The following is a 23339-nucleotide window of genomic DNA, read 5'->3' as shown; positions in this document are numbered from 1 at the left end:
AACCATTGGTCGGCTAACTTCTCTGATGGCTAGGTGCCAAAGTCTCAACGGGCTTTGGTCTGGCTACTTATCTCAGAGGGAAATGCCATGGGAATCATTGGAACCATCTTTATCGGCTTGATCGTGGGCCTGCTGGCGCGCTTCCTGAAACCGGGCGATGACAGCATGGGCTGGATCATGACCATCCTGCTCGGTATCGGCGGTTCGTTGGCAGCCACTTACGGCGGCCAGGCCCTGGGCATCTACCAGGCTGGCGAAGGCGCCGGTTTCATCGGTGCCCTGGTGGGCGCGGTGGTGTTGCTGGTGATCTACGGTCTGATCAAAAGAAACTGATTCTATTCTGTGACAAAGCCCCCTCTGCGTTGGCGCGCAGGGAGGGCTAGAATGCCCGGCGTCGCACTTCCTACTTATTGCCGAGCCCATTCATGCGCCGTTTAGTCTTGACCCTCCTTCTGCTGGGCAGCGGCCTGGCCCACGCCGCCGAACTGCCGGAAACCGACTGGCTCGAACTGATGCCCAAGTCGGACCAGAAAGCCCTCGAGGCCATGCCCGAGATTGACCACAACACCCCCGAAGCCAGCGGCACTTTCACCGAAAAAGGTGGCTTGAAACAAAGCAAGGGCTTGCCAGCGGTGATGTATTCGAGCAAGACCGTAGCGTCGATGAACGACCGGCATATCCGCCTGGGCGGCTACCCGGTGCCGCTGGAGTCCGACGCCAAGGGCCGCAGCACGCTGTTCTTCCTGGTGCCTTACCCTGGCGCCTGCATCCACGTCCCGCCACCACCGCCCAATCAACTGGTACTGGTGCGCTATCCCAAGGGTTTGAAGCTGGACGACATCTACACACCGCTCTGGGTGACCGGCACGCTGAAGATCGAAAAGGTCGACAACGACTTGGCCAGCGCGGCGTACGCGCTGGAAGCGGAAAAGGTGAGGGTGGTGCAGGAGGCGGATCTGTAGGTGCCAGTAAATTTGGCGTAGATCCACTGTGGGAGCGAGCCTGCTCGCGATGGCGGTGTGTCAGTCGATGCAGATGTTGACTGATACTCCGCCATCGCGAGCAGGCTCGCTCCCACAAGGGGATTTTCAGTGTGGCTTAGAGCGGCTTGCTGCCGATGCTGACGCCAAGGGTATGACTGGCCTGCGGCAGCAGCGTTACCACATCGTCCATCACATTCGCCGTCTCGATACACAGCATGCGCTGCCAGCCGTCGTCGGCCATGTCGCTGAAGGCCTTGGCGCGTTCGGTCCAGGGGTTCCAGATCACCGCCGAGCGTGAACCACTGCTGGTCAGTTCGATGCGTCGTTCCCAGTGCGGGTCAACGATGCTCAGCTTCGGTGGGGTATCGAGATAGATGCGATCAGTCTCGCCGGCAAAGTGCAGATCGCCGGCCTGGGTTACGGTATTCCAGTCGTCCAGTGTTTCGATATAACGCAAGCCATCCACGCCTTCGACATGCACGTTGCGCACGTCACTGACAGCAAAGTAACTGTGCAGTGCCTGGCTCAGACTGACGATTTCGCTGCCGCGGTTATGGCTGGTGAGGTGGATGTGCAACTGCTCGTCCATCACGATAGTCAGCGTCAGGTCCACCTGATGGGGCCAGCCCGAGAGGCCATTTTCGGGGTAGGGCAGCACGAATTCCACCTTGAGGCTTTCGCCTTCGGTTTCGATGCCCTTCAACTCCCAATCCATCGCCCGCACCAGGCCGTGAGCGGTGGCCGGTTCGTTGCTCACGCGCATGGCCTGCACGCTGTCGGGGTTGCGCGTCAGGTTGCCGAACCACGGCCAGCACACCGGCACCCCGGCACGGATGCTCTTGCCCGCCTTGAACGTTGCCTGGTCGTTGAGCCAGATCAGCGGCGGCTGGCCGTCGACCTGATAGCTGAGGATGTGCGCGCCTTGCTGGGCCACCAGCAACTCGGCCTGACCGTGGCGGATGCGCCAGCCGTTCAGTTCATCCAGTTTGACGGCTTCGACATGGGGCGTAGGCATACTGCAAATCTCGCTCAGGAACATGAACTGCAATGGACCGCAAAACGGCCCCCGTGTTTAACGGGCGCGCGGCGGAACCGAGCGGGTACGGCCACTGCCATCGATGGCGACGAACACAAACACTGCCTCGGTGACCTTGCGCCATTCGCTGGACAGCGGGTCGTCACTCCAGACCTCGACCATCATCTGGATCGAACTGCGGCCGATCTCCAGCGCCTGGGTATAAAAAGACAGCTGGGCACCCACGGCCACCGGCACCAGAAACGCCATGCGATCGATCGCCACGGTGGCCACGCGTCCACCGGCCACTTTACTGGCCATGGCCGTGCCGGCCAGGTCCATCTGAGAAACCAGCCAGCCGCCGAAAATATCGCCAAAGCCGTTGGTTTCGCGGGGAAGCGCGGTGATTTGCAGGGCCAGGTCGCCTTGCGGGATTGGATCTTCCTGTTCGAGCTCTATCATGCCGGGGGGGCCTCTGACCCGTAACTCTGTCTGATGTATCAGGTGAATAGCCGTCTTTGAAAAAAACGATTCAGCCCGAACATGCGTTCGTCACGTTTTTCATAAAGGCGTGCCAAAGGGAAACTCTGCGAAACCGGCTGGCAGGTTACTACGCCACCAACGACGTTTTCGCACAGCAACCCCTTACAGAGTGTTGCAAGGTTGCGAGTATATCGAGCGATAGACGTCGAGACGACCATCCGGTTCCGATTTTGACTGTCAATTACGCACCTCTATGTGCTTTTTTGAACAATTTGCTATCGTGCCGAGCCTGCCCACCGTTGTCCGGGGTTGCAGAACTGACTATAAGAGAAGCCCTTGCCATGACCACTGCGCCTTCGAGCACGGCGACACCCGTTCAATCGGCTCGTCCGTTGACCCGTAACGATTACAAGACCCTGTCGCTTTCTGCCTTGGGCGGTGCGTTGGAGTTCTACGATTTCATCATTTTCGTGTTCTTCGCCACCGTGGTCGGCAAATTGTTTTTCCCCGCCGAAATGCCTGAGTGGCTGCGCTTGATGCAGACGTTCGGCATTTTTGCCGCCGGTTATCTGGCCCGGCCTCTGGGCGGGATCATCATGGCGCACTTCGGTGACCTGCTGGGACGCAAGAAAATGTTCACCCTGAGCATTTTCATGATGGCCGTGCCGACCCTCATCATGGGATTGCTGCCGACCTATGCCCAGATCGGCATGTGGGCACCGATTCTGCTGTTGCTGATGCGGGTGATCCAGGGTGCGGCCATTGGCGGTGAAGTGCCGGGGGCTTGGGTATTCGTTTCCGAGCACGTCCCGGCGCGCCACATCGGTTATGCCTGCGGCACGCTGACCTGCGGCCTGACGGTAGGCATTTTGCTCGGTTCGCTGATGGCCACTGCCATCAACAGCATCTACACGCCCGTAGAAGTGGCGGATTACGCTTGGCGGATTCCGTTCCTGCTGGGAGGTGTGTTCGGCCTGTTCTCGGTGTACCTGCGTCGCTGGCTGCACGAAACCCCAATATTCGCCGAGCTGCAACTGCGCAAGGCCCTGGCCGCAGAAGTGCCGTTGCGCACCGTGATGCGCGATCACCGTGGCGCCATCGTCATTTCGATGCTGCTGACCTGGCTGCTGTCGGCCGGCATCATCGTGATCATCCTGATGACCCCGACCGTGCTGCAAACGGTGTATCACTTCAGCCCGACCACCGCGTTGCAGGCCAACAGTCTGGCGATCGTATTCCTGAGCTTTGGCTGCATCGGTTCCGGCATGCTGGCCGACCGCTTCGGGGCCGGACGAGTGTTCGTGTTCGGCAGCGCGTTGCTGTTGATCACCTCCTGGACCTTCTACCACAGCCTGTTCAATCATCCCGATTGGCTGTTTCCGCTCTATGCCCTGAGCGGGCTGCTGGTGGGCACCATCGGCGCGGTGCCCTACGTCATGGTCAAGGCGTTCCCGGCCGTGGTGCGTTTCAGCGGCCTGTCGTTCTCCTACAACCTGGCCTATGCAGTCTTCGGCGGCCTGACTCCGATGATCGTCACCCTCCTGCTCAAGGAAAGCCCGATGGGGCCGGCCTATTACGTGGCCGTTATCTGCGGCATCGGGATTGCGGTGGGGGCGTATCTCTGGAAGAAAGGTCGCTAGGCCTTAATCGACGGTATTGACCTCATCGCGAGCAGGCTCGCTCCCACAGGATCTACGCGGTCCCTGTGGGAGCGAGCCTGCTCGCGATTGGACCTGCGCGATTGTCTTTTCAATCGCAATAATGGCCTTTCATCCAATTGTCATATTTCAGCCATAGAGTGTTCACACGGCTTACCGATACTTGGCCGACTTAACACACCTATCTGCTAGGAGTAAGGCATGAAACTGAAGCGTTTGATGACGGCAATGACCTTTGTCGCCGCTGGCGTTGCGACCGCCCACGCGGTTGCCGCTGTCGACCCAGCCATCCCGAGCTACACCAAGACCACTGGTGTGTCGGGCAACCTGTCCAGCGTCGGCTCCGATACCCTGGCCAACCTGATGACCTTGTGGGCAGAGGACTTCAAGAAAGAATACCCGAACGTAAACATTCAGATTCAGGCCGCCGGTTCCTCCACTGCGCCACCTGCGCTGACTGAAGGCACCTCCAACCTGGGCCCGATGAGCCGCAAGATGAAGGACAACGAGCTGCAGGCCTTCGAAACCAAATACGGTTACAAGCCTACCGCCGTACCGGTTGCCGTAGACGCCCTGGCGGTGTTCGTACACAAGGACAACCCGATCAAGGGTCTGACCATGGCTCAGGTCGACGCTATTTTCTCGTCCACTCGTCTGTGCGGCGCCAAGGCTGACGTCAAGACCTGGGGCGACCTGGGCGTGACCGGTGACCTGGCCAACAAGCCAGTCCAGCTGTTCGGTCGTAACTCGGTATCCGGCACCTACGGCTACTTCAAAGAAGAAGCCCTGTGCAAAGGCGACTACAAGTCCAACGTCAATGAACAGCCTGGTTCGGCGTCGGTTGTACAGTCCATCAGCAGCTCGCTCAACGGCGTTGGCTACTCGGGCATCGGCTACAAGACCGCCAGCGTGAAAACCGTTGCCCTTGCCAAGAAAGAAGGCGGCGAGTTCATCGAAGACACCGAAGAAAACACCCTGAACGGCAAGTACCCACTGTCGCGTTTCCTCTACGTCTACATCAACAAGGCACCGAACAAGCCTCTGGCCCCGCTGGAAGCCGAGTTCCTGAAGCTGGTCCTGTCCCAGCAAGGTCAGACCATTGTGGTCAAGGACGGTTACATCCCACTGCCAGCCAAGGTTGCCGCCAAGGCCCTGGCTGACCTGGGTCTGTCCGAAGGCGCCAACGTCGCCAAGAAGTAACTGCCCGGCCTAGCCCGGGTCCTGTGGGAGCGAGCCTGCTCGCGATAGCGGTGGGACAGTCAACATCACTGTTGAATCTGGCCCCTTCGCGAGCCGTCTCCCACAGACCAATTTCCTGTCCGCTGCCGGTGCCCACGGGCGGCGGATTTGTTGCGTCACTGCATTGTCATCTTTCTGTCATACAGGATCGCTAGGGTGTGCGCATGAATGATCTGGCCAATTCCACAATGACTACGACTTCCCCTCCCAAGCGCATTGACTTCAATACGCCTGAACTGCAACGCAAGCGCCGCATCCGTGCGCTCAAGGATCGCCTGACCCGCTGGTACGTTCTGGTCGGCGGGCTCGCCGTGCTGGCGGCCATTACCTTGATTTTCTTCTTTCTGGCGTACGTGGTCCTCCCGCTGTTTCAGGGCGCGGACCTGACCTCCAAGGACTCGATTACCCCTGCCTGGATGCAGGACGCCGGCAAACCGCTGATGATCGCCATCGAAGAGCAAAACCAGGTGGCGATGCGGATCTCCGACAAGGGCCAGGCGCTGTTCTTCGACATCGATACCGGTGCAGAGCTGCGTCGTGTCGACCTGCCGGTGCCGGCGGGTGCCAGCGTGACCTCCATCGGCGAAGACCAGCCCGGCAGCCCGCTGGTGGTGATCGGTCTGTCCAACGGCCAGGCGCTGGTGCTGCGCCATACCTATAAAGTCAGCTATCCAGACGGCAAGAAAACCATCTCGCCCGCCATTGAGTACCCCTACGGTGAAACGCCGATTGTGCTCAACGAGCAGGGCGCGCCGCTGGAGCACGTATCGCTCAACGCCACTGATTCGACCCTGTTGCTCGCCGGCTCCACGGGCGCGCAACTGCAGGTGTTGTCGATCACCAGTGAAGAAAACATGATGACTGGTGAAGTCACCAGCGAGCAGACGCGTATCGATCTGCCGCAGATGACCGAACCGGTCAAAAACATCTTCGTCGACCCACGTCAGCAATGGCTGTATGTCGTCAACGGACGTGCCCAGGCCGACGTGTTCAGCCTGCGCGACAAGAGCCTCAACGGCCGCTACAAGCTGCTTGAGAACGGCGATGCCCAGGTCACTGCCAGCACGCAGCTGGTGGGCGGGATCTCCCTGATCATTGGTGACTCCACCGGTGGCCTGGCTCAATGGTTCATGGCCCGTGACCCGGACGGCGAACAGCGTCTGAAGCAGATTCGTACCTTCCAGATGGGCACTGCGCCGGTCATCGAGATCACCGCCGAGGAACGGCGCAAAGGTTTCGTGGCCCTGGACGCGTCCGGCAAACTCGGCGTGTTCCACAGCACCGCTCACCGCACCTTGCTGGTGGACCAGGTGGTCGACGGCCAGGGCTTGTTCGGTATGTCGCCTCGGGCCAACCGTCTGCTCGTGGAGCAAGGCGGCAAATTGCAACCGTTGCTGCTGGAGAACCCGCACCCGGAAGTCTCGTGGAGCGCGTTGTGGGGCAAGGTCTGGTACGAAAACTACGACGAGCCTAAGTACGTCTGGCAATCGACCGCGGCCAACACCGATTTCGAACCCAAGATGAGCCTTTCGCCGCTGACCTTCGGCACCCTGAAAGCTGCGTTCTACGCGATGCTGCTGGCTGCGCCGCTGGCGATTGCTGCCGCGATCTACACCGCATACTTCATGGCCCCAAGCTTGCGCCGCAAGGTCAAGCCGGTGATCGAGCTGATGGAAGCGATGCCGACGGTGATCCTCGGTTTCTTCGCCGGCCTGTTCCTGGCGCCTTACGTCGAAGGGCATCTACCGGGTATTTTCAGCCTGCTGATGTTGATGCCGATCGGCATCCTGGTGGCCGGTTTCGTCTTCAGCCGCTTGCCTGAGTCCGTGCGTCTGAAAGTGCCAGAAGGCTGGGAAAGCGCGATGCTGATCCCGGTGATCCTGTTCGTGGGCTGGCTCTCGCTCTACATGAGCCCGTACATGGAAGCCTGGTTCTTCGGTGGCGACATGCGCATGTGGATCTCCCATGACCTGGGCATCACCTACGACCAGCGCAACGCCCTGGTAGTCGGCCTGGCGATGGGTTTTGCGGTCATCCCGAACATCTACTCCATCGCTGAAGACGCCGTGTTCAGTGTGCCGCGTGGCCTGACCCTGGGCTCGCTGGCCCTCGGTGCCACGCCGTGGCAGACCATGACCCGCGTGGTGATTCTCACCGCCAGCCCCGGCATCTTCTCGGCGCTGATGATCGGCATGGGCCGTGCGGTCGGTGAAACCATGATCGTGCTCATGGCCACCGGTAACACGCCGGTCATGGAAATGAACCTGTTCGAAGGTCTGCGCACCCTGGCGGCCAACGTGGCGGTGGAAATGCCTGAATCGGAAGTCGGCGGCAGTCATTACCGCGTGCTGTTCCTGTCGGCGCTGGTGCTGCTGCTGTTCACCTTCATCATGAACACCCTCGCCGAGCTGATCCGTCAGCGTCTGCGCAAGAAATATTCGTCGCTTTAAGAAAGGTAGAAGTCTGTGAAACAGAACTCCCTGAAAGGATGGTTCAAGAGCGGCGCCCCCGGCGTCTGGATCAGCGGTGGCGCGGTGTCCATCGCGGTCATCATGACCATTGGCCTGCTGGCAGTGATTGCCGTGCGCGGTCTGGGCCATTTCTGGCCGGCGGACCTGATCCACGCCAGCTACAACGTGCCGGGCATGCCCGCGCATCTGGTTGTAGGCGAAGTAGTGCAGAAGGAATCAGTGCCCCGCGAGCGCTTGAAAAGCGCTGGCCTGCCGGTGCCGGACGAAGGCCCCGAGTTCATGACCCGCGAGTTGATCAAGGTCGGTAACCGGGACCTCAACGGCACTGACTTTACCTGGATCGTCGGTGACTGGCTGACCAACCAGACCACGCCGCCGGAGCTGATGGCCATCGAGCGTCGCGAGTGGGGTAATTTCTACGGCTATCTGGTCAACGTCAAAGAGAACGGCAAGGTCATCGCCGAAGGCGAAGCGGCCTGGCCGGAGCTGCAAGCTCGCGTGGCCCGGGTCAACAAGCTCGCGGCCGAGCTCAAGACCCTGGAAAAATCCGACATCGGCTCCATCAACGCAGGGCTTGAGCGCATTCGTCTCAAAGGCCGCAAGCTGGAGCTGGAAGGCAAACTGGACGCTGCTGCACAAGCGGACCTGGACGCTGACCGTGCTGAGCTCGATGCCCGTTACAAGGACATCGAAGCGCGTCTGGGTGATCTGCACGCGCAGTTCAACCGCGACAGCCTGACCGCCCGCGATGCCAATGGCAAAGAACTGGAAATCGAAATCGGCAAAGTGGTTCACGCCTACCAGCCGAACGGCATGGGGACGTTCACCAAGATCGGTTTCTATTTCAGCAAGGTCTGGGAATTCCTCAGCGACGATCCTCGTGAAGCCAACACCGAAGGCGGGATCTTCCCGGCGATTTTCGGCACCGTCATGATGACCCTGATCATGGCGATGGTCGTGACGCCATTCGGTGTGCTGGCAGCGGTGTACCTGCGCGAATACGCTCGTCAGGGACCGATGACCCGCCTGATCCGTATTGCGGTGAACAACTTGGCGGGCGTACCGGCCATCGTCTACGGCGTGTTCGGCCTGGGCTTCTTTGTTTATGTGTTGGGTGGTTCGGTTGACCGGTTGTTCTTCCCCGAAGCCCTGCCGGCGCCGACCTTCGGTACCCCGGGCCTGCTCTGGGCGTCCCTGACCCTGGCGCTGCTGGCGGTGCCGGTGGTGATCGTGGCCACCGAAGAAGGCCTGGCGCGTATCCCGCGTACCGTGCGCGAAGGCTCCCTGGCCCTGGGCGCGACCAAAGCCGAGACACTGTGGAAAATCGTGCTGCCGATGGCGAGCCCGGCGATGATGACCGGCATGATCCTCGCGGTGGCTCGCGCCGCAGGTGAAGTGGCGCCATTGATGCTGGTGGGCGTGGTGAAACTGGCCCCATCGCTGCCGCTGGACGGCAACTACCCGTACCTGCACCTGGACCAGAAGATCATGCACCTGGGCTTTCACATCTATGACGTAGGCTTCCAGAGCCCGAACGTCGAAGCGGCGCGACCGTTGGTGTACGCCACGGCGCTGTTGCTGGTGCTGGTGATTGCCACGCTCAACCTGTCGGCGGTGTGGATCCGTAACCACCTGCGCGAGAAGTACAAAGCACTCGATAGCTGATTTCACACTGATCTTTTGTGGGAGCGAGCCTGCTCGCGATGGCATCACCTCGGTTTTAAAGCCAAACCGAGTCGCCCGAATCGCGAGCAGGCTCGCTCCCACACAACCGAACCGAATTTGTTAGCACAGGGAGCCTCCCATGCAACCCGAGACACAAGCACGCGGCATCAACATGTCGGCCCTGGGCCGCGACAAGCAGAGCCTGGACCTGGCTCAGGAAACCGTCGCCATCGAAGTGCCCGGTCTGAACCTGTTCTACGGCCAGAAGCAGGCGCTGTATGACGTTAGCCTGAACATCCCGAAGCAGCGCGTTACCGCGTTCATCGGTCCGTCGGGCTGCGGCAAGTCGACCTTGCTGCGCACCTTCAACCGCATGAACGATCTGGTGGACGGCTGCCGCGTCGAGGGCGAAATCAACCTCTACGGCAGTAACATCTACCGCAAGGGCGAAGATGTAGCCGAGCTGCGTCGTCGTGTGGGCATGGTGTTCCAGAAGCCTAACCCGTTCCCCAAAACCATCTACGAGAACGTGGTCTACGGCCTGCGCATCCAGGGTATCAACAAAAAGCGCATTCTCGACGAAGCGGTGGAGTGGGCGCTCAAGGGCGCGGCGCTGTGGGACGAGGTCAAGGATCGCCTGCACGAATCGGCACTGGGTCTGTCCGGTGGTCAACAGCAACGTCTGGTGATTGCCCGTACCATCGCCGTTGAGCCGGAAGTCTTGTTGCTCGACGAACCTTGCTCGGCCCTGGACCCGATCTCGACGCTGAAAGTCGAAGAGCTGATCTACGAGCTCAAATCCAAATTCACCATCGTCATCGTGACCCACAACATGCAACAGGCAGCGCGGGTTTCCGACTACACCGCCTTCATGTACATGGGCAAACTGGTGGAATTCGGCGACACCGACACATTGTTTACCAACCCGGCCAAGAAGCAGACCGAAGACTACATCACCGGTCGCTACGGCTAGCCGTAGAGCCGCAAGCTTTAAGCTGCAAGCGGCAAGTAAAAGCGATCCGGGTAACGACATACATCAGCTTGCAGCTTAAAGCTTGCAGCTCACAGCTTTTGCGGAGCAAAACCATGATTTCGAAGGAAGGCCTTACTCACCACATTTCCGCCCAGTTCAACGCCGAGCTCGAGGAGGTGCGCAGTCACCTGCTGGCCATGGGCGGGCTGGTGGAAAAGCAGGTCAACGATGCGGTGACCGCGCTGATCGAGGCCGACTCCGGCCTGGCCCAGCAAGTGCGCGAGATCGACGACCAGATCAATCAGATGGAGCGCAACATCGACGAAGAGTGCCTGCGCATCCTGGCACGTCGTCAACCGGCCGCTTCCGACCTTCGTTTGATCATCAGCATCTCCAAATCGGTGATCGATCTGGAGCGAATCGGCGACGAAAGCACCAAGATCGCCCGTCGCGCCATCCAGTTGTGCGAAGAAGGCGAGGCGCCGCGGGGTTACGTCGAAGTTCGCCACATTGGCGACCAGGTGCGCAACATGGTTCGCGATGCACTGGATGCCTTCGCCCGTTTCGACGCCGATCTGGCGTTGTCGGTGGCCCAGTACGACAAGGTCATTGACCGCGAATACAAGACCGCGCTGCGTGAGCTGGCGACCTACATGATGGAAGACCCGCGTTCCATCTCCCGGGTGTTGAGCATTATTTGGGTACTGCGTTCGCTGGAGCGTATCGGCGATCATGCCCGCAACATCTCGGAACTTGTGATCTACCTCGTGCGCGGCACCGACGTGCGGCACTTGGGGCTCAAGCGTATGAAGGCCGAAGTGGAGGGCACCTCGTCCGAAACCGCTAATGTTCCGGGCGAAACTGACGATAAGTAAGATTGCCCAAGAAAAGCGCCCGGCCTTCTGGTCGGGCTTTTTTTTGCGGCTTTTTTAATCGAAAGCAGCACCCCGCGAACGAAGAGTCCCGGCGTGACTGAAGGTTTTTGGCAATATGCCATCAGTAAAAGCGGTATGCTTGCCGGGATTTTTTAGAGGTGTATCTGGATGAGTAAGGTCAGTGTGTTGGTCGTGGACGACGCTTCGTTCATTCGTGACCTGGTGAAGAAGTGCCTGCGCAATTACTTCCCGGGCATCCGCATCGAAGATGCAGTGAACGGTAAGAAAGCCCAATCCCTGCTGGCCCGTGAGGCGTTCGACCTGGTGCTGTGCGATTGGGAAATGCCGGAAATGTCGGGCCTGGAGCTGCTGACCTGGTGCCGCCAGCAGGATAACCTCAAGGGCATGCCGTTTGTGATGGTCACCAGCCGCGGCGACAAGGAAAACGTGGTCCAGGCCATCCAGGCCGGTGTTTCCGGATACGTCAGCAAGCCGTTCACCAACGAGCAACTGCTGACCAAGGTCAAACAGGCCCTGCACAAGGTGGGCAAGCTCGACACGCTGATGAACAGCGCGCCGACCAAAATGAACTCGGCGTTCGGCAATGATTCGCTCAGCGCGCTGACCGGCGGCAAGGCGGCTCCGGTTGCGGCCGCGGCTGCGGCGGTCAATCCGTTTGCCAAGCCTGCTGTCGTTGCAGCTGCCGCGCCTGCCGCTGTTGCGGCTCCAGCCCGCGGCATGCTCAACAGCCCGCCCGTCAAGGCGCCTTCAGCCGCCCCGGCCGGTGCCAATCGTGGTCAGGGCCAGTTGCGCCTCTCCAGCGGCACCCAGCAATGCGTGATCAAGGCCCTGAGCCTCAAGGAAGCGCTGCTGCTGGTCAAACGCACCGACACCCTGCCACAGGTGCTGGAAAGCGCCGTGCTGGACATGGAGCAGGGCGACAACGCCGAAACCGCTCGTCTCAACGGTTACCTGCACGCCATTGTTGCTCACGAGCAGACCCCCGACAGCGAATGGCTGCAACTGACCTTCCGCTTCGTCGATAAAGACCCACAGAAACTCGACTACATCTCCCGCCTGATCGCCCGCGGTACAGCGCAGAAGCACTTCGTACCTGGCGCCTGATTCGGCGGCGCACTTCAGTCAGTCATCGCGAGCAGGCTCGCTCCCACATTGATCTTTGGTCGCCACGAAATGTGTGCCCACCGCAGATCAGAATGTGGGGGCGAGCCTGCTCGCGATGGGGCCACCAGCGGCAATAGAGCCCTATCGGCCAACCCATTTTGAAACATCCGTCGACTACGCTGGTCCATCCAGCTGCTAGGCTGCAGTGCAGGCCTTCATTTCGACAGAATTTTTGCCCATGTTTTTGCCCCTGCTGTTTGCCTGTGGTCTTGTCCTGGCCTCCACCTCGGCCGTGGCGATGACGATCTACAAATCCACCGATGCCAATGGCGTGGTGTCCTACAGCGACCGCCCCAGCAAGGGTGCGCAGGTGTTCGTGTTCCGTGATCGCATGGTTGAACGTCTCGAGCGCCAGGTGTTTCTCGATATCAAGAAACAGAAGGGCGCGGACGCGGTGTTCGTGCGCAACGACCTGTACGCGCCTGTGGAGATCGAATTGAGTTTTGCCGGGCTACGCAACGTCAGCGGGGCACCGAGCCGGCCGATCCGGCGGGTGCTGCCGGCGCGCAGTAACCTGCGTCTGGCGCTGCTCACGGCCACGCGCCCCGGAAAGCCTTTGGTGTACACCCCACGGTTCGAATACTCCCTGGGCGACCCTGCAGGCACGGCGCAGGCCTATCGATACCCGCTGCCGTGGCGTGGCGGTCCGTTTCGGCTGAGTCAGGGGGCCAACGGTCAATACAGCCACTATGGCCCGAAAAACCGTTATGCCATGGACATCGCCATGCCCGAGGGCACGCCGATCATCGCGGCGCGCGGCGGCGTGGTGGTCAAGACGGAAAATCACCAGACCGGCCGTGGCACCGACCCGTCGGGCAACTTCGTGCGGGTGCTGCACGATGACGGGACCATGGGTGTGTACCTGCACCTGCAAAAGGGCTCGGTGAGCGTGCGGGAGGGGCAACGGGTGATGGTGGGAACGCCGTTGGCGTTGTCGGGCAACACCGGCAACAGTTCAGGTCCGCACCTGCATTTCGTGGTGCAGCGCAATACCGGGTTGGGGCTGGTGTCGATTCCCTACCAGTTCAATCAACCGGTGGGAGGCTTGCCCAACTTTGCGTTGGGCAAGCAATGAGACCATAAAGCAAAAGATCGCAGCCTTCGGCAGCTCCTACAGGCGTACACATAACCCTGTAGGAGCTGCCGAAGGCTGCGATCTTTTGAGCCAATTAAGGCTCAACCGAGCATCAACACCTTCGCCAGAATAATCTTCGGCCCTTTCATCTTCTTGATGATGATCCGCAGGCCTTCGACTTCCAGCACTTCTTCCTCTTCCGGCACGCGCTTGAGGGTTTCATAGACCAGCCCGGCGAGGGTCTCGGCCTCGATGTGGTCCAGGTCGATGCCCAGCAGGCGCTCAACCTTGAACAGTGGCGTGTCGCCGCGCACCAGTAGCTTGCCCGGCTGATAGGCCAGGATGCCGCGCTCCGCTTTGCGGTGTTCGTCCTGAATATCGCCCACCAGCACTTCCAGCACGTCTTCCATGGTCAGGTAACCGATGATGTTGCCGTCGGCTTCTTCAACCAGGGCGAAGTGCGAACCACCCTTGCGAAACTGCTCCAGCAGCTGCGACAGCGGCATGTGCCGCGACACGCGCTCCAGCGGGCGGGTGAGTTCGGCCAGGTTGAACGACTCGGGAATGTGATCCAGGGCGGCCAGTTCCAGCAGCAGATCCTTGATGTGTAGCAGGCCGACGAACTCCTGGCTCTCGCTGTCATACACCGGATAGCGGCTGAACTTGTGGCGACGGAACATCGCCAGGATCTCCTTGAGCGGCGCATTGAACTCCAGCGTCACCAGGTCTTCCCGGGAGTTGGCCCAGTCCACCACTTCCAGCTCGCCCATTTCCACCGCCGAGGCCAGCACGCGCATGCCTTGGTCGCTTGGATCCTGGCCACGGCTGGAGTGCAGGATCAGTTTCAGTTCTTCACGGCTGTAATGATGCTCGTGATGCGGGCCGGGTTCGCCTTGGCCGGCGATACGCAGGATGGCGTTGGCGCTGGCGTTGAGCAGGTAGATCGCCGGGTACATGGCCCAGTAGAACAGGTACAGCGGCACGGCGGTCCACAGCGACAGCAGCTCGGGCTTGCGGATCGCCCAGGATTTGGGCGCCAGCTCACCGACCACGATGTGCAGGTACGAAATGATGAAGAACGCGGTGAAGAACGATACGCCCTTGATCACTTCCGGCGACTCAACGCCGACCGCGCCTAGCAGCGGCTCCAGAACGTGGGCGAACGCCGGCTCACCGACCCAACCCAGGCCCAGGGAAGCCAGGGTGATGCCCAATTGGCAGGCCGACAGGTAAGCGTCGAGTTGGCTGTGAACGGTACGCAGGATGTGCCCGCGCCAGCCGTTTTTCTCGGCGATGGCCTCGACCCGGGTCGAGCGCAGTTTGACCATGGCAAATTCGGCCGCAACGAAAAAGCCGTTGAGCAGAACCAGGATCAGAGCAAAAAGAATCATGCCGAATTCGGCGAAGAGTGTTGCCAGGGACAAGCCAGGGGAAGGGTCCATGATGGAGTTTTGCGGGTTCCGTATATTCGAAAGGATTAGAAATGAGTGCCTGAAAAGGCAGGCACAAGTCAGCCAATGTAGCGGCTGACTGGGCCGTTGCCTAGTGGCGAGTGCTGGCCGGTATCAATCGGCGGCGCTGGTGAGGCGCGAGCGAACCGTCTGTGCCGGGGCAAAATGGCAGGTAAACGTACTGCCATGGCCAGGCACGCTGCTGATTTCCATGCGCCCGCGATGCCGCAACAAAACGTGCTTGACGATCGCCAGGCCCAGCCCGGTGCCGCCGGTATTGGAGTTGCGGCTGGAATCGACGCGGTAGAAACGTTCGGTCAGGCGCGGCAGGTGTTTGCTGTCGATGCCGATGCCCGAATCCTGCACGCTCAGGTGTGCGCCTTGGCCGTCGGCCCACCAGCGAACGTGAATGCGGCCTTGCTCCGGCGTGTATTTGACGGCATTGAACACCAGGTTGGAGAAGGCACTGCGCAATTCGGCCTCGCTGCCCTTGAGCTGCACGTTCGGGTCGGCTTCAAGGGTGATGGTTTGCTGCTTGGGCCCGGAGAGTTCCTGGGCATCCTCCACAATGATTTGCAGCAAGTCATCGACAGGCACCGGCTGGTTGTCCGAGGGGTAATCGGTGGCTTCAAGTTTGGCCAGCAACAGCAGGTCATTGAGCAGGGTCTGCATACGCCCGCTTTGCTGGTGCATCTGCTGCAAGGCCCGGCTCCAGCGTGGGTTCACTTCCTCGACATTGTCCAGCAGGGTTTCCAGATACCCGCAGATCACTGTCAACGGCGTACGCAACTCATGGGAGACGTTGGCGACGAAGTCTTTGCGCATCTGTTCCAACTGATGGATGCGCGTCACGTCACGCACCAGCATCAAGTGCTCGTTGTTGCCGTAGCGCGTGAGGTACAGCTGAATGCGCACCCGGTCATTGGTGGGCGAAGGAATCTCCAGCGGCTCGGCGTAGTTTTCCTGTTCGAAGTATTCCTTGAAGCGAGGATGGCGCACCAGGTTGGTCACTGGCTGGCCGCTGTCCTGGGGGGTCTTGAGGCCCAGCAGGGTCTCGGCGGCGCGGTTCCACCATTCCAGGTTGCCGTCGCTGTCGAGCATGATCACCGCGTCCTTGAGCGCCGCAGTGGACTCCTGGACCCGGTCGATCACTGCTTGCAGGCGGCCACGCACGCGCTGGTCGCGCCGCTGCAGGTGATAGATGCTGTCGAATACCTCACCCCACAGGCCATAGCCGTCGGGCGGAGCCTCGTCGGGTTTGTGCAGGCGCAGCCACTCATGCATGCGCAGCAATTGCTTGAGCGTCCAGGCCAGGTACAGCGCCAGGCCCGCAGCCAGACTCCAGCCGTAGAAGCCCGTGATCAGGCCCACGACCAGACAGCCGGTCACTAGCAACAACATGTGGCGAATCAGGGTGCCATGCCAGTTTTGATTCAATTGAACGCGCGTCCTTGTCAGCTTGTCGGGCGGTAAGGGCTCGGGTCAGGCCTTGGTCGAAAAACGATAACCGGTGCCGCGCACCGTTTGTACCAGATTCTCATAGGCATCGCCGAGGGCTTTGCGCAGGCGACGAATGTGCACGTCCACGGTGCGCTCCTCGACATAAACATTACCGCCCCAGACCTGGTCCAGCAGTTGGCCGCGCGTGTAGGCACGCTCCTGGTGGGTCATGAAAAATTGCAGCAGGCGGTATTCGGTCGGGCCCATCTCGGCGGGTTTGCCATCGATGGTCACGCGGTGGCTGATGGGGTCCAGCAGCAGGCCGCCGACTTCAATCGGCGCTTCTCCATCGGTCGGACCGGCGCGCCGCAGCACGGCCTTAAGGCGCGCCACCAGCTCCCGTGGGGAAAACGGCTTGGTGATGTAGTCGTCGGCGCCGACTTCCAGGCCCTGGATCTTGTTGTCTTCTTCGCCCTTGGCAGTGAGCATGATGATCGGGATATCACCGGTCAGCTCATCGCGCTTGAGGCGTCGCGCCAGTTCAATGCCAGACGTGCCGGGAAGCATCCAGTCCAGCAGAATCAGGTCGGGCTTGCGGTCGACGATGATGGCGTGGGCCTGCTGAGAGTTTTCTGCTTCCATGCAGTCATAGCCGGCCATCTCCAACGCAACGGCGATCATCTCGCGGATGGGCGCTTCGTCGTCGACGATCAGAATGCTCCTGCCAACCATGGGGTAATCCTCTTGTCATTTAACTGTCTTGCGCCGCATTAGATAACGGAATTATTGCAGTCGTGTGACACTTGTTTCGGCAACCGGCAGTGTAGAGGATCCTGGACTACGCTTTTGAGTCCGAATCCTGACAACTGCAAAAGAGGGTTTCCATGACTTACCTTACCCGTTCCATCAAGGCTCTGGGCCTGGCGGTTGCCTTGGTGCTGCCGGCGCTGGCGTATGCGGCTGACGAGCCGGCGATGGTCACTGATGGTGTGCTGACCGATCACAAGGGCATGACGTTGTACACCTTTGAGAAAGACAAAGACGGCAAGTCGGCGTGCAATGCCAAATGTGCCGAGAACTGGCCCCCGCTCATGGCTGAAAGCGCTGCCATGCCTTCGGGTCACTGGACGGTGATCACCCGTGACGACGGTTCGTCGCAGTGGGCCTACGATGGCAAGCCGCTGTACACCTTTGTGAGGGACACGAAAGCTGGCGAAATGACCGGAGACGGCCTGATGGAAGGTGCCTGGAAGGTCGCCAAGCCCAAGAAGTGACTGACCAGCGCCAAACTGCTTTTTTGGGTAGGGGAGCTTGCTCCCACTGGGCGGCGCAGCGGCCCCAGGCGTTTGCGGCTGCTGCGCGACCGAGCGGGAGCAAGCTCCCTCGCCACAGAGATTTTCATGATCGTGGGTTTAGCGCTGGGTCAGCGGTCTCACCGCAGCGCGTAATCCAGCACAATCCCCACGAAAATCGCCAACCCGGCCCAATGGTTGTGCAAAAACGCCTTGAAGCAGCGCATCCGGTCTTTGCTGCGGGTGTACCAGAATTCCCAGGCAAAACACCCGGCAGCGGCCACCAGCCCCAGGTGGAACCAGCTGCCCAGCTGGAATTTTGATCCGGCCAGCAGCAGGCAACCCAGGGCCAGGCCCTGCAGCGTCAGGATGATCACCCGGTCGGCATCGCCAAACAGAATGGCCGTGGACTTGACGCCGATCCTCAGGTCATCGTCCCGGTCAGTCATCGCGTAATAAGTGTCGTAGCCCACCGTCCACAACAGGTTGGCGATGTACAGCAGCCAGGCCGCCGCCGGCAAATGACCGGTTTCGGCGGTGAACGCCATCGGCATGCCCCAGGAAAACGCGGCCCCTAGCACCACTTGCGGATAGTAGGTGTAGCGCTTCATGAACGGATAACTGAACGCCAGCGCCAGCCCGCCGAGGGACAGCAAAATGGTCGGTGCATTGGTGCACAGCACCAGCAGGAAGCTCACGCTCATCAGCACCGCGAAGAACACCAGCGCCTCTTTCGAACTGATCTTGCCGCTCACCAGCGGGCGCTGTTCGGTGCGTTTGACGTGGCCGTCCACCTTGCGGTCGGCCCAGTCGTTGATCACACAACCACCGGCGCGGGTCAGTATCACGCCAAGCACGAAAATCACGATGTTGGCGAGGGACGGCGAACCTTCGCCGGCAATCCACAAGGCCCATAACGTCGGCCATAACAGCAGATAAATGCCGATGGGCTTGTCCAGGCGCGTCAGTTGCACGAAGTCCCACGCCCGCGGGTTCAGGCGGTTCAAGGATTTGAGCAGTTGCACGTACATCAGCAGTTCTCCGAATAGGCGCGGGCGACGGTCCACAGGCGCGGCAGAAAAATTTCCGCCACCAGCACACTCAACGTTCCGCGATCAAAACGCGAACGGCGGCCCCACAATTCACGGGCGCGCACCTCAGCCGGCAACCATTGCTCGGGGTAATGGCAAACCTCGATGGCCCGGCGCTGGAACGCCTGGTCGCAAAACAGCAACTCGCCCAGGGAACGACTGCCCAGTTCGTCCATCTGCAAACCGTCGCCCTGCAAGGCGCTACGCGCCGCCACACTGCGGGCAAACACCCAGGCCTCGCCATGGCCGCGCAGATACACCTCGCGTACCCAGCCTTCGCTGCCCTCGGCCAGATCCAGCGCGGCACATTCGTCGGCACGCAAGGGCTGCCAACCTTCGAACAGCGGCGTCACGCTGAAACGCTCATCCGACAGCCGCGTCAGGCGCTGGGTCAGGGACCCTTCGTCGAACAGCCAGTCGAGCACACAGGCGTCAGGGCGAGGCGACAGCAGGGGCTGGGGCAACCATTGGAGTGTAGGAAATATCGAATTTGTATGCGGCACAGAGGTCTTGAATGGCAGCAAATGAGGCCGCGAGCTTACCATGTCGGGTGGCGAATTTGATTCAGCGGGGCGGTCTTAGCGTCGATCATGCTTGCATCTATCGCGACCGATCAGTACAAAACGCCCTGAGCCGGAAGGGGCAGCTTTACATCGACCCAACCATACCGGCAAATGCCGACACCTGAGGAAGTACCTGAATGAAAAAGTGGCAATGTATTGTCTGCGGCCTGATCTACGATGAAGCCCTTGGTTGGCCGGATGATGGCATCGCGCCCGGCACTGCCTGGCAAGACGTACCCGAAGACTGGCTCTGCCCGGACTGCGGCGTGGGTAAATCGGATTTCGAAATGATCGCTATCTGATCGTTTCCTGCATGGAGAGCTACATGGAGAGCAACATGAGTGCACCTGTCGTCATCGTCGGTACGGGCCTTGCCGGTTACAACCTGGCCCGGGAGTTTCGCAAACTCGACAGCGAAACCCCGCTGCTGCTGATCAGCGCCGATGACGGCCGCTCCTACTCCAAGCCGATGCTCTCCACAGGCTTTGGTAAAAACAAAGACGCCGACGGCCTGAGCATGGCCGAGCCGGGCGCCATGGCCGAGCAACTGAACGCCGAAGTGCGCACCCACACCCGTATCAGCGGCATCGATCCAGGCCACAAACGCTTGTGGATCGGCGAAGAAACGGTGAACTACCGCGACCTGATCCTGGCCTGGGGCGCAGAAACCGTGCGCGTGCCGGTGCAGGGTGATGCCTCGGACCTGATCTTCCCCATTAACGATCTGGAAGACTACGCACGCTTTCGCGCAGCGGCCGCCGGCAAGCGCCGGGTGCTCTTGCTCGGTGCCGGGCTGATCGGCTGCGAATTCGCCAACGACCTGATCCTGGGCGGTTACGAAGTGGAGCTGGTCGCGCCGTGCGAGCAAGTCATGCCGACCCTGCTGCACCCTGCCGCCGCCGCTGCGGTACAGGCCGGGCTGGAAAGCCTCGGCGCGCGTTTCCACCTGGGGCCGGTGCTCAATCGCCTGCAACGGGTGGCCGACGGGCTGGAGGCGCATCTGTCCGACGGCCAGGTGATCGCCTGCGACCTGGTGGTCTCGGCCATCGGCCTGCGCCCCCGCATCGACCTAGCCGCCGCTGCCGGCCTGGTGGTCAATCGCGGCGTGGTGGTCGACCGCCACCTGAAAACCTCCCACGCCAACATCTACGCCCTGGGCGACTGCGCCGAAGTCGACGGCCTGAACCTGCTGTACGTCATGCCGCTGATGAGCTGCGCTCGCGCCCTGGCCCAAACCCTGGCCGGCAACCCGACCGCCGTGCGCTACGGTGCCATGCCGATTACCGTGAAAACCCCGGTGTGCCCACTGGTGGTTTCGCCACCGCCACGGGGCAGCGAAGGCGTGTGGAGTGTCGAAGGGCAGGGCAGTGACATCAAGGCCCTGTGCCGCGACGCCCACGGCAATCTGCTGGGCTATGCCCTGACAGGCGCGGCGGTGATGGAAAAACTGGCGCTGAACAAAGAGCTTCCAGCGCTGCTGGCGTAAATGCCAGTCCTTCTGTCGCAAATACCCTGCTTTCGGCGCGACAAAGGCCACCCTGACACTGGCGTCGCCTGCGGCCCCGTGCCATCCTCACTCCCGTCTGCCGCAGAGTAGAGCCTGCGGCGCCTTAGGGGCTGTTCCCATGAGTACAGCCCAGACATAACAACAAAAAAACCGTCAAAAGGGGCTTCATTCATGCGTAAACCAGAACTCGCCGCCGCCATCGCGGAAAAGGCCGACCTCACTAAAGAGCAAGCCAACCGCGTCCTCAACGCCGTTCTCGAAGAAATCACCGGCGCCCTGCACCGCAAAGACAGCGTCACCCTGGTCGGCTTCGGCACCTTCCTGCAGCGCCACCGCGGCGCGCGTACCGGCAAAAACCCACAGACCGGTGAGCCGGTGAAAATCAAGGCCAGCAACACGGTCGCCTTCAAGCCGGGCAAAATGTTGAAGGACAGCGTCAATCCATAATCGCCGCGGGTTCCCCGGTTAGGGGGCAACGGTAGAAAAAAAGGGCATGCCGATTGAGTCGGATGCCCTTTTTTGTTGCGCATGTCCCGAACGTTGAAGGCCCCAAACCGCCAATGTGGGAGCGAGCCTGCTCGCGATGGCCGGCTGTTGGTTGTGGCGAGGGGATTTATCCCCGCTCGGCGGCGCAGCCCAGATTAACGCCCGTATACCTTCTGCAACTGCGCCTCTGTCAGCGCATCCTCGAACGGCACCGGCACTGATTTCACCGCGCCGTAGAGGTTGCGATAACGCCAGTAACTGCCGTTGTGGGCCAATTGATATCCGCGTTCGACCACGCGCTGACCATCGAGCACATAACGCAAGGTTTCCTGGGCGGCTGGCGGTGGGGTCGGCAGCATCAGGTCAGTGGTCAGCACGCGCATCGACTCATCGATGCACTCGTCCAGCACCGCCGTGACTTGCGTCAGATCCAGGCTGCCATCGTCGATGCAGCGTTTGCCGCAGCGCCGAATCGGCTGGCTGGTGACTTCAATGCGCATGCGGTACAGCGCCGAACCCGCAATATCCTGAACCTGCACCTGATTGATCAGCACGAAACTACCGCGATCAGGAGTGAGCATCAGTTTAGGTTCGACCAGCAGGCGCGCGGTTACGGGCCCCGCTCCCTGCTTGAGGCCGGCCGCCAGCGACGCCTGCTGGAAACGCTGTTGCAGACGTTCCTGCAACGGCACGCCAGCCAACAGGTCGGCCAGCGGGCGCGACTCCTTGGCGGCGGCGGTTTCCGCATCCCGCTGCAAGCTGCCGCTGCCCATCTGAGTATTGATCAGGCTGGCGACCAGCAAACCGGCAAGCCCGGCAGTGTTGCCGGAACTGGCGATCAGATTATGGCTCGACGACGCGGCCTGCTGCGCGGCCTTGGCGTCGACCACAGTGCTGGCCCCCACAAAGGCCGGCGGCAGTTGTACATCCACTTTGAGCCCATGGGCCTGGACGTAGGTCACCGCATCTTGCGACTTGAAACCGGCCGGCGGCGCAGGCTTTTGCGCACAACCGGCCAGCACCAGCAGGGCCAGCGTGCCGGCCGCGATCAGCGCCCGTTTCATTGTTCGAACGGGGTGATCATTTGCTGGCGGCTGGTATCCATCGCCTGGTAGAACGCGTTGGTCAAATTGGCGTAGTTAGGCTCGTCCCACTCACCCTGAGCGGCCTGCACGACGGCAAAAGGTTTGAACCACAGCAGCTTGTTGTCGGCCAGATCAACCACCATGCCTTGCCCGCCCACCTGCGCCATCGGCACGCTGGTCGGCACGACGCTGTAATAGCTGCGAGTGGCGCCGGTAGCCAGAATGTTGACCAACAACAGGCGATCCACCCCGTAAGTCGCCTTCAGCGGCGTCAGGTCGCGGACCGTGTAGCCTTCGCGGAAACTGACTTCCTTATAGACCTTCAGGTCCACCGGCTCGTCGATACGCTTGGCCTTGTAACCCTTGGCCTGCAACTTGGCGACAATGGCATCCGGCAGCGTGTTGAGGTCGTTGACTTGCCATTTCTCGACATTGTCGCTGAGCGAACTGTTAACGCCCTTGTTGATAGCCAAATCCAGAAGGCCCTGATTGCCGGTCAGCGCCAGCACAGGCTCGGGCACTACGGTAATTGCCACACCGATGGTTGGCTCCTTGGCATCCCAGAACTGATGGTCCAGCGGTACGGGAGGTTGAACGTGGGCGCAGCCGGTGAGCGTGAGGCAGGCGAGTAACGTCAGTGCAGCGAGGGTGCGGAAGGTGTGAAAAGACATGCATCAAGTCCTTATGATTTAAAAACGATGCTGCCTGTGTCGGCAGCATCGGGCAGGACTATAGTGGCATATTGATATATTTTTTTTCAGCTGTGTTACAGCTCGGGCTAGGAAGTGATGCTGCAACCCCG

At 60.7% G+C, this 23339-nt stretch carries 23 protein-coding genes; 14 read left to right on the top strand and 9 right to left on the bottom strand.

All coding sequences use genetic code 11. The features are described from left to right. The first annotated feature begins 87 nt into the window (after window positions 1-87). Together BMY45_RS16705 and BMY45_RS16700 are read left to right on the top strand one after the other, a co-directional pair. Complete coding sequence (locus BMY45_RS16705) at window positions 88-333, top strand: GlsB/YeaQ/YmgE family stress response membrane protein (protein ID WP_039593587.1); 246 nt, start codon at window positions 88-90, stop codon at window positions 331-333. Between the two features lie 92 nt (window positions 334-425). Then, a complete protein-coding gene (locus BMY45_RS16700; RefSeq protein WP_076383207.1) occupies window positions 426-962 on the top strand; it encodes a DUF3299 domain-containing protein in 537 nt (178 codons plus the stop codon). Window positions 963-1098: 136 nt separating this feature from the next. Here BMY45_RS16700 and BMY45_RS16695 read toward each other — a convergent pair whose 3' ends face one another. Then, window positions 1099-1998, bottom strand: a complete 900-nt coding sequence (locus BMY45_RS16695) for a D-hexose-6-phosphate mutarotase (RefSeq protein WP_092399831.1) — start codon at window positions 1996-1998, stop codon at window positions 1099-1101. Between the two features lie 57 nt (window positions 1999-2055). Continuing rightward, a complete protein-coding gene (locus BMY45_RS16690) occupies window positions 2056-2460 on the bottom strand; it encodes an acyl-CoA thioesterase (RefSeq protein ID WP_003177184.1) in 405 nt (134 codons plus the stop codon). A gap of 362 nt (window positions 2461-2822) precedes the next feature. On the opposite strand from BMY45_RS16690, the gene BMY45_RS16685 reads away from it, so the two are divergent. The 8 genes from BMY45_RS16685 (at window position 2823) to BMY45_RS16650 (ending at window position 13622) form a co-directional block, all read left to right on the top strand. Further along, a complete protein-coding gene (locus BMY45_RS16685; RefSeq protein ID WP_092399474.1) occupies window positions 2823-4121 on the top strand; it encodes an MFS transporter in 1299 nt (432 codons plus the stop codon). 219 nt (window positions 4122-4340) lie between these two features. Then, entirely contained in the window at window positions 4341-5339 is a 999-nt protein-coding gene (locus BMY45_RS16680) for a phosphate ABC transporter substrate-binding protein PstS family protein (protein WP_092399472.1), read from the top strand. Window positions 5340-5794: 455 nt separating this feature from the next. Then, window positions 5795-7828: an ABC transporter permease subunit gene (locus tag BMY45_RS16675; protein ID WP_177193363.1), complete on the top strand. Its 2034-nt coding sequence runs from the start codon at window positions 5795-5797 to the stop codon at window positions 7826-7828. 15 nt (window positions 7829-7843) lie between these two features. Next, entirely contained in the window at window positions 7844-9514 is a 1671-nt protein-coding gene (gene pstA / locus BMY45_RS16670) for a phosphate ABC transporter permease PstA (protein WP_092399468.1), read from the top strand. 139 nt (window positions 9515-9653) lie between these two features. Continuing rightward, complete coding sequence (pstB, locus tag BMY45_RS16665) at window positions 9654-10487, top strand: phosphate ABC transporter ATP-binding protein PstB (RefSeq protein ID WP_092399466.1); 834 nt, start codon at window positions 9654-9656, stop codon at window positions 10485-10487. Between the two features lie 113 nt (window positions 10488-10600). Beyond that, entirely contained in the window at window positions 10601-11362 is a 762-nt protein-coding gene (gene phoU / locus BMY45_RS16660; protein ID WP_092399464.1) for a phosphate signaling complex protein PhoU, read from the top strand. 168 nt (window positions 11363-11530) lie between these two features. Next, complete coding sequence (locus tag BMY45_RS16655) at window positions 11531-12487, top strand: response regulator (RefSeq protein ID WP_092399462.1); 957 nt, start codon at window positions 11531-11533, stop codon at window positions 12485-12487. A gap of 238 nt (window positions 12488-12725) precedes the next feature. Next, window positions 12726-13622: a peptidoglycan DD-metalloendopeptidase family protein gene (locus BMY45_RS16650; RefSeq protein ID WP_092399460.1), complete on the top strand. Its 897-nt coding sequence runs from the start codon at window positions 12726-12728 to the stop codon at window positions 13620-13622. A 101-nt stretch (window positions 13623-13723) separates the two neighbouring features. Here the strand turns inward: BMY45_RS16650 and BMY45_RS16645 are convergent, their stop codons facing one another. The 3 genes from BMY45_RS16645 to phoB all read right to left on the bottom strand — a co-directional run bounded on the left by BMY45_RS16645 (window position 13724) and on the right by phoB (window position 17245). Beyond that, the gene (locus tag BMY45_RS16645; protein ID WP_092399458.1) at window positions 13724-15064 is read right to left on the bottom strand and encodes a hemolysin family protein; all 1341 of its coding nucleotides are present in this window, start codon (window positions 15062-15064) and stop codon (window positions 13724-13726) included. Window positions 15065-15187: 123 nt separating this feature from the next. Beyond that, entirely contained in the window at window positions 15188-16474 is a 1287-nt protein-coding gene (phoR, locus tag BMY45_RS16640) for a phosphate regulon sensor histidine kinase PhoR (RefSeq protein ID WP_256244288.1), read from the bottom strand. A gap of 81 nt (window positions 16475-16555) precedes the next feature. Then, window positions 16556-17245: a phosphate regulon transcriptional regulator PhoB gene (gene phoB / locus BMY45_RS16635; RefSeq protein ID WP_003177195.1), complete on the bottom strand. Its 690-nt coding sequence runs from the start codon at window positions 17243-17245 to the stop codon at window positions 16556-16558. Window positions 17246-17397: 152 nt separating this feature from the next. On the opposite strand from phoB, the gene BMY45_RS16630 reads away from it, so the two are divergent. Continuing rightward, window positions 17398-17787: a COG4315 family predicted lipoprotein gene (locus tag BMY45_RS16630; protein ID WP_092399454.1), complete on the top strand. Its 390-nt coding sequence runs from the start codon at window positions 17398-17400 to the stop codon at window positions 17785-17787. Window positions 17788-17945: 158 nt separating this feature from the next. On the opposite strand, the gene ubiA is transcribed toward BMY45_RS16630, so the two are convergent. Beyond that, window positions 17946-18836: a 4-hydroxybenzoate octaprenyltransferase gene (gene ubiA / locus BMY45_RS16625; protein WP_092399452.1), complete on the bottom strand. Its 891-nt coding sequence runs from the start codon at window positions 18834-18836 to the stop codon at window positions 17946-17948. Next, window positions 18836-19399 (bottom strand): chorismate--pyruvate lyase family protein, encoded by a 564-nt coding sequence (locus BMY45_RS16620; RefSeq protein ID WP_092399829.1) that lies wholly within the window; start codon window positions 19397-19399, stop codon window positions 18836-18838. Before BMY45_RS16620 ends, ubiA begins: the two co-directional genes overlap by 1 nt. 197 nt (window positions 19400-19596) lie before the next feature. Here BMY45_RS16620 and BMY45_RS16615 point away from each other — a divergent pair, with 197 nt between their 5' ends. The 3 genes from BMY45_RS16615 (at window position 19597) to BMY45_RS16605 (ending at window position 21413) form a co-directional block, all read left to right on the top strand. Then, window positions 19597-19761 carry a rubredoxin gene (locus tag BMY45_RS16615; RefSeq protein WP_047226732.1) on the top strand — a complete coding sequence of 55 codons (165 nt, stop codon included), beginning with the start codon at window positions 19597-19599 and terminating at the stop codon, window positions 19759-19761. A 35-nt stretch (window positions 19762-19796) separates the two neighbouring features. After that, window positions 19797-20945: an NAD(P)/FAD-dependent oxidoreductase gene (locus tag BMY45_RS16610; protein WP_092399827.1), complete on the top strand. Its 1149-nt coding sequence runs from the start codon at window positions 19797-19799 to the stop codon at window positions 20943-20945. A 192-nt stretch (window positions 20946-21137) separates the two neighbouring features. After that, window positions 21138-21413 carry an HU family DNA-binding protein gene (locus tag BMY45_RS16605; RefSeq protein ID WP_024777879.1) on the top strand — a complete coding sequence of 92 codons (276 nt, stop codon included), beginning with the start codon at window positions 21138-21140 and terminating at the stop codon, window positions 21411-21413. A 194-nt stretch (window positions 21414-21607) separates the two neighbouring features. Here BMY45_RS16605 and BMY45_RS16600 read toward each other — a convergent pair whose 3' ends face one another. Then, window positions 21608-22516 carry a hypothetical protein gene (locus tag BMY45_RS16600; RefSeq protein ID WP_092399450.1) on the bottom strand — a complete coding sequence of 303 codons (909 nt, stop codon included), beginning with the start codon at window positions 22514-22516 and terminating at the stop codon, window positions 21608-21610. Continuing rightward, window positions 22513-23208: a hypothetical protein gene (locus BMY45_RS16595; RefSeq protein ID WP_092399448.1), complete on the bottom strand. Its 696-nt coding sequence runs from the start codon at window positions 23206-23208 to the stop codon at window positions 22513-22515. Before BMY45_RS16595 ends, BMY45_RS16600 begins: the two co-directional genes overlap by 4 nt. Between the last annotated feature and the right edge of the window lie 131 nt (window positions 23209-23339).

The organism is Pseudomonas sp. NFACC39-1, from assembly GCF_900110355.1.
GTDB lineage: Bacteria > Pseudomonadota > Gammaproteobacteria > Pseudomonadales > Pseudomonadaceae > Aquipseudomonas > Aquipseudomonas tehranensis.
The sequence above is the reverse complement of the archived record's forward strand: the minus strand, read 5'-3'. Positions and strand labels throughout refer to the sequence as shown.

Bases quoted from the DNA above. Each gene is read 5' to 3' on its own strand.
- BMY45_RS16705 (WP_039593587.1), top strand. From the start codon at position 88: ATGGGAATCATTGGAACCATCTTTATCGGCTTGATCGTGGGCCTGCTG.
- BMY45_RS16700 (WP_076383207.1), top strand. From the start codon at position 426: ATGCGCCGTTTAGTCTTGACCCTCCTTCTGCTGGGCAGCGGCCTGGCC.
- BMY45_RS16695 (WP_092399831.1), bottom strand. From the start codon at position 1,998: ATGCCTACGCCCCATGTCGAAGCCGTCAAACTGGATGAACTGAACGGC.
- BMY45_RS16690 (WP_003177184.1), bottom strand. From the start codon at position 2,460: ATGATAGAGCTCGAACAGGAAGATCCAATCCCGCAAGGCGACCTGGCC.
- BMY45_RS16685 (WP_092399474.1), top strand. From the start codon at position 2,823: ATGACCACTGCGCCTTCGAGCACGGCGACACCCGTTCAATCGGCTCGT.
- BMY45_RS16680 (WP_092399472.1), top strand. From the start codon at position 4,341: ATGAAACTGAAGCGTTTGATGACGGCAATGACCTTTGTCGCCGCTGGC.
- BMY45_RS16675 (WP_177193363.1), top strand. From the start codon at position 5,795: ATGCAGGACGCCGGCAAACCGCTGATGATCGCCATCGAAGAGCAAAAC.
- pstB (WP_092399466.1), top strand. From the start codon at position 9,654: ATGCAACCCGAGACACAAGCACGCGGCATCAACATGTCGGCCCTGGGC.
- phoU (WP_092399464.1), top strand. From the start codon at position 10,601: ATGATTTCGAAGGAAGGCCTTACTCACCACATTTCCGCCCAGTTCAAC.
- BMY45_RS16655 (WP_092399462.1), top strand. From the start codon at position 11,531: ATGAGTAAGGTCAGTGTGTTGGTCGTGGACGACGCTTCGTTCATTCGT.
- BMY45_RS16650 (WP_092399460.1), top strand. From the start codon at position 12,726: ATGTTTTTGCCCCTGCTGTTTGCCTGTGGTCTTGTCCTGGCCTCCACC.
- BMY45_RS16645 (WP_092399458.1), bottom strand. From the start codon at position 15,064: ATGGACCCTTCCCCTGGCTTGTCCCTGGCAACACTCTTCGCCGAATTC.
- phoR (WP_256244288.1), bottom strand. From the start codon at position 16,474: ATGTTGTTGCTAGTGACCGGCTGTCTGGTCGTGGGCCTGATCACGGGC.
- phoB (WP_003177195.1), bottom strand. From the start codon at position 17,245: ATGGTTGGCAGGAGCATTCTGATCGTCGACGACGAAGCGCCCATCCGC.
- BMY45_RS16630 (WP_092399454.1), top strand. From the start codon at position 17,398: ATGACTTACCTTACCCGTTCCATCAAGGCTCTGGGCCTGGCGGTTGCC.
- ubiA (WP_092399452.1), bottom strand. From the start codon at position 18,836: ATGTACGTGCAACTGCTCAAATCCTTGAACCGCCTGAACCCGCGGGCG.
- BMY45_RS16615 (WP_047226732.1), top strand. From the start codon at position 19,597: ATGAAAAAGTGGCAATGTATTGTCTGCGGCCTGATCTACGATGAAGCC.
- BMY45_RS16610 (WP_092399827.1), top strand. From the start codon at position 19,797: ATGAGTGCACCTGTCGTCATCGTCGGTACGGGCCTTGCCGGTTACAAC.
- BMY45_RS16605 (WP_024777879.1), top strand. From the start codon at position 21,138: ATGCGTAAACCAGAACTCGCCGCCGCCATCGCGGAAAAGGCCGACCTC.
- BMY45_RS16600 (WP_092399450.1), bottom strand. From the start codon at position 22,516: ATGAAACGGGCGCTGATCGCGGCCGGCACGCTGGCCCTGCTGGTGCTG.
- BMY45_RS16595 (WP_092399448.1), bottom strand. From the start codon at position 23,208: ATGTCTTTTCACACCTTCCGCACCCTCGCTGCACTGACGTTACTCGCC.